Genomic DNA, 5313 nt, shown 5'->3' on the forward strand with positions numbered 1-5313 from the left:
CAATCCTCGCACGTCTTTTTTCTGTTTAGATATTTTCTAATCTTTCTAATCTTTTTTATAAACTATATTAGATTTTTTATTATATTTTTATCAATCTTTTATATTAGTTTTTATCTAATCTTTCTAAGTTTTTATTTTAGAAACCTAATATTTATTAGATTTTTTATTTGCTTTTTTCTAAAAAATATGATTAGATATAAAAAAATATAAAAATTCATAAAATTTGGAGACAGGCAAAAAAATGAAAAAAATAGCGGTTGCCATACAAAAGGGTGGAGTAGGCAAAACAACAATTAGTCTTTCGCTGGCGGCGGAACTTGCCTTGCAAGGAAAAAAAGTTCTTCTTATAGACGCGGACCCTCAAGGAAACTCCACAGGAACATTGCTGGAATCTTTTGACCACGACCTTGCAGAGGCTCTTTACGGCGATGTTACAATTGATCAGGTTATATCAGCAACAACAGTCGAAAATCTTTTTGTAATTCCGACAAATTCAATCGACAGAAAAGGAAGCCGCTCACTAAAAACATACCGCTCAAGCGAAGCTCAAAAAGAACCTTATATCTTTGTAGACCTTTGCGATGAAGTTGAAAAACTCGGCTTTGAGTACTGTATTTTTGACACATCTCCAGCATTCGACGCCTTTGAAGAAGACATTATGACAGCGTCTGACGAAGTTATTGTTGTTATAAAAGCAGACGCATATTCTCAGGACGGGCTTCAAATTTTCAAAGATAACCTGGACAGTTATAAAAAACGCCGCCGCGTCCAAAATCCCAAATTTGAAACAATAGTCCTTAACGAAATCAACAGAAGCATAAAGCTTACAGATATTATTTCTGAAGGTTTAAACGCCGGAGATTTTAATGTCGTTTATGTTCCTGTCGATCAGGATTTTAAATATGCCACAATTGAAAGACAGACAATTCAGCAGCGCGGAGGAAAAAAAGAAACTCTCGACGCTCTAAAAAAACTTGCAGATTTGATAAAATAACAGTGTAGGGCAAAACTTTTATTGGAGGAACAAAAATGCCGATCGCAACAAAAAAAATACCTCAAGAATTTTTAAATCAAATAAAAACAAACCTCACAAAAACAGAAAAAACTGAAGAACCTGCGGAAAAACTTGCCGCAACATCAGTTTCCAAGACTTCCGCTGAGCCTAAAAAAGGAAAATATGCCGACGTAATGAACATAAGGCTTTCGGAAGGCCGCCGCGAAGAAATTAAAAAATTCTGCACAAACTGCGGAGTTTCAATAACTCAATACATCGAGTCTTCTTTTGAATATCTTTCAAAAGAAGTTGCTGCCGGAAGAATCATAATTTCAAAAGGCGGAATTTCAAGTACCGGCAACTAAAAAACGGATGGAAAAAAATCAAAATGGGAAAAAAAATAAACCGGGAAAACAGCCTTATTCCAATTGATAATTCGGCGGACGAACTGTTCGAATCCCTTAATCAACTGGAAACTCAAAAGACAAAAAATGTTTTAAGTTATATTCCGAGTTTTTTTACGACAGCTTCTTTGCCTTTTAAGAATATAAATAAAACAGAGTTTATACGAAAAGCAAGCAATGGAATTTCTTTGATATTGAATTCTCCAACAAATGTTCCGTTTGGAAAGTATGGACGGCTAATTCTTTCTGTTTTTACAACGCATGCAGTTCTTTCTAAAGAAAAAAATGTGCCTGTAATCGTTGAATTTGATTCCTTGTCGCAACTTTTAAATGAAATGCAGCTTCCTCGTCAAAGGGGAAAAGACATTCTTGAGCAGCTCTCGTGCTTTACAAGAGCAACATTTTCGTTTGAGAAAAAAGAAGAAATTCAGCTTCAGGCAAGTTTATTTAAAGAATTATATGAACCTGGAGAAAAAATTCCAAAAGGTCCGGTCGAAGTAAAAACAACGACAACAGGAACAATTCTTTTTACAGATGGCGTTCAGTTTCAAGAAATTATAGATCCGTCTTCAAAAAGTCAGCGTGTTGGAAAATTTAAAATTATTCTTTCTGCAAATTTTGCCGCTTTTTGTCAGACACATGCAGTTCCGATTAACTATACTGTTTATAAAGATATTACAAGTCCGGTTGGAAAAGACATTTATGCCTGGCTTGTTTACAGAAATAACGGACTTATGGCAGAAAAACCTGTCTTTATACCAAGAGATAAACTTGTTGAACAGTTTATGCCCGTTGCAGAAGATTCTGATCCAAAAATTGCGAATGTAAATTATTCCCGGATAATTGATCAAATAAGAGAAATAAAAAAAGAGTATTATCCAGAATTAAAAGTTGATATTGATAAAACCGGAGCAGGAATTACCTTGTTTAAGAGTCCTACACCTGTTCTTGCAGATGATATAAGATATGCCCTTATTTCTTCTGATTTGGGAGGATTGTAACAGTTTGGTTATAAAATTTTGTGTAACAGAGTTGTTATCTATTTTTAGGAAATCCACAGAATTTGCTTTTCTATTATTAGTTTAAATATATTATTAGATTATTATTAGATATAATGGTAGAAATAACTAAACTGTTACATTCGGATAACATGACTGTTACATAGAAAATTTGAACTGTAAGTTTCTTCTATAGTATAAAGAAAATAAAACTTATCCACAATGATAACGTAACTGTTACATAAAAAAAGAGATTTCCACAGGTGATTGTGGATGAGTATAACCAGACTGTTACATTTTTTGATAACAAGATTGTTACATATAAAATAAAAGCAGCAAGAATTACAAGAATTAGTTTAAAGATAAACTAGGTTTTGCATTAAACTTGAGAAGATAACATAACTGTTACAAACGATTAGAATTCTACATTCAGGCTAGATAACAAAACTGTTACATTGAGTTTGACCAGAAAACTTACCCCGGATGTGCAGGACGCAGCCGACCGCAGGCAGAACTTTGTTCTGCCTGCGGTCGATGAGCGTTAGCGAATCCGGAGCAGCCGGATAAGACGGGGAATGCGGTTCAGAATTTTAATAAAGGGTTTCGCCCAAAAGTCTTGAAGCCAAGCTTGCCGCCAGAATTGCGGTTTGGTTTCGGACGTCGAGAATCGGGTTTACTTCGACAATTTCGGCGGATTTTACTTTTTTTGTGCCAGCCATTTCTTCCATTAAAAGGAGAGCCTCGCGGTTTGTAAGACCTCCTGGAAGCGGAATTCCTGTTCCTGGCGCATACATTGGGTCGAGAACGTCCATGTCAAAACTTACGTGGATTATGTCGATTTTTTGAAAAAATTCTTTTACTTTCTGGACAATTGCCGGAAATCCGTGCCTGTCGATGTCGCTCATTGTAAAAACCGTAACGCCGGCTTCTTTCATTAAAATTTTTTCGCCAGAATCAAGGTCGCGGCAACCGACAAAACAGATGTTTTTTGGATCGATTTTCTGCCCTTCAAAATAAAGGTTTGTAAGTTCAGAAAGGCCGATTCCTGCTGAAGCGGCAAGACATTCGCCGTGAATATTTCCGCTTGGCGTTGTGTTCGTATCGTTAAAATCTCCGTGCGCGTCAACATAAAGCACGCCGAAAGATTTATTTTGTTTTTTTGCTGTTGCGCTGATTCCTGCGATTGAACCGAGCGCAATTGAATGGTCGCCTCCGAGAACGAGTGGAAATTCGTTTTTGCCGGAAATTTCTTCGACAAGTTCAGCAAGTTTTGTGCAGGCATTTACGATTGGTTTTAAGTATTTTGCTTTAGGATTTCCGATATTTTGATATTCCTGCGGTTTTGCATGAAAAATATCTGTGTGTTCAAAAGTAGAGTGGCCGAGGCTTTCCAGCCGCTGTTTTATTCCTGCAAGACGGATTGCAGACGGCCCCATGTCTGAACCGTGGCGGCTTGCGCCAAAATCTAGAGGCATTTCTAAAATGTGTATTTTCATAACGGCATTATAATTTTTTTTTTTGCGAATGTTAATAAAGAGGGTAGCGACGTTTTTTTTACTTTTTTAGAAGCTCTTTAATGTAAATTGCAATTTGCAAAAGACAGCGAGTGTCGCCGTCAGAAAGGTCAACATTCAGAATTTCTTGCAGACGCTGAATCCGGTATAAAACGGTGTTTCGGTGAGTATTGTTTTGTTCAGAAACACTGTGAATGTTTCCGCCGAGTTTTAAGTAAAGCTTGAGAGTTTTTAAGTAGTCTTCGCGCTTTGCATTTTCGAGCTGGTCTAGGTTTCCGAGGACAGTTTTATAAAGTTGTTCGAGAACCTTTTTGTTTTTTACTTCAAGCAGAATTTTATAAATTCCGAGATTGTCGTACTTTTCGAGCTTTTCTGCATTTTTCGAAAGATTCATTGTAATTTCCGCGTGGACAAAAGCTTCTTGAAGTTCTTCTGCAGAAGAGCAGTATTCTGAAAGCGAAAGTTTGGAATTGCAAAAAAATTTATCATTTCGCGTTATGCGGAAAAGCTCTTCTGTAAAAAAAGAATTGTCATTTTTAATAATGTAGATTACTTTTCTGTTGTGAATAAAACAGCAGTAGTCGTTTTGCGAAAAATTGATTTTTGGATTTAGCGAAAATTGAACATACCGCTTTGCCTGCTCAATATCGTTATTAAAAAAATCTTCTTTTAATTCCAAGAGCGCAACCGAAAAACTTTTTGCGTCATGAAAAACCGTGTTTTCGATTTGCTTTGGGTCAAATTTCTGAGTTTCAAAAATTGCGCGATAGAAAAATTTTTCAACATTATGGCTGTTTTGGCTGTCGGCAGAAATCATATTTCCGATTTCCTGCATTAAGTCTACCGTATGAATTTCCCACGGCATTGTAAAAAGCGGAAAATTGATTTGGTCGCAATAAGTTTTAATCTCCTGAGGAATTTCAAAAATATATTTTCCAGTATTGACGATTAAACCAGAAGCATTATGACCGGAAAATTTTTCAATAAAATCTCTTAAAAATGAACACAAATTTTCAGACTCATTTATTCCCTCGTTTTCGGATTTTCGTTTGAGCAAAAGCCCTGTTGTGATTGCAAGTTCTCCGCCGCGGATAAATTCGCTAAAAGAAGGATCTTCCGTGTAATAAATCCAGCTGACAGTCTGCTTAAGGCCTTCGCGCCCGGCGACAAGCTTTAGTTTAAAAGGAGTTTCCGAAAAATTAAGGAGAGTGTTTACTGTAAGTGCCATTTTTGCCACCTTGTAACTAGTACACAAAAAAAATAAAACTTTTTGGAAAAATAAGCAAGATGCACGATGCACGTTTTTAGTTTTTGATGGAGCGCATTTTTCGCTCTTATCCGGCTCTTACTGCAAGTCCTCCTTCGCTGCGCTTCGTCCGGTCTTTCCGTGACGATCCGGGCTA

The 5313-nt window shown here is 36.6% G+C and carries 5 protein-coding genes; 3 read left to right on the forward strand and 2 right to left on the reverse strand.

Features of this window, described 5'->3' with window-relative positions; translation table 11 throughout:
* Window positions 1-241 precede the first annotated feature (241 nt).
* The 3 genes from B4N75_RS09075 to B4N75_RS09085 are packed head-to-tail and all read left to right on the forward strand — an operon-like array spanning window position 242 to window position 2399.
* Complete coding sequence (locus B4N75_RS09075; protein WP_296666672.1) at window positions 242-994, forward strand: ParA family protein; 753 nt, start codon at window positions 242-244, stop codon at window positions 992-994.
* Window positions 995-1029: 35 nt separating this feature from the next.
* On the forward strand, window positions 1030-1359 hold the full coding sequence (locus B4N75_RS09080) for a hypothetical protein (protein WP_296666674.1): 330 nt from the start codon (window positions 1030-1032) through the stop codon (window positions 1357-1359).
* 23 nt (window positions 1360-1382) lie between these two features.
* Window positions 1383-2399, forward strand: a complete 1017-nt coding sequence (locus tag B4N75_RS09085; RefSeq protein ID WP_296024870.1) for a replication protein RepA — start codon at window positions 1383-1385, stop codon at window positions 2397-2399.
* 587 nt (window positions 2400-2986) lie between these two features.
* Here B4N75_RS09085 and rocF read toward each other — a convergent pair.
* The gene (gene rocF, locus B4N75_RS09090; protein ID WP_296707209.1) at window positions 2987-3892 is read right to left on the reverse strand and encodes an arginase; all 906 of its coding nucleotides are present in this window, start codon (window positions 3890-3892) and stop codon (window positions 2987-2989) included.
* Between the two features lie 58 nt (window positions 3893-3950).
* Window positions 3951-5138, reverse strand: coding sequence for a PucR family transcriptional regulator (locus tag B4N75_RS09095; protein ID WP_296666681.1), 1188 nt, complete (start codon window positions 5136-5138; stop codon window positions 3951-3953).
* Window positions 5139-5313 lie beyond the last annotated feature (175 nt).

It is taken from the genome of Treponema sp. UBA7570, assembly GCA_002477955.1.
Lineage (GTDB): Bacteria > Spirochaetota > Spirochaetia > Treponematales > Treponemataceae > Treponema_D.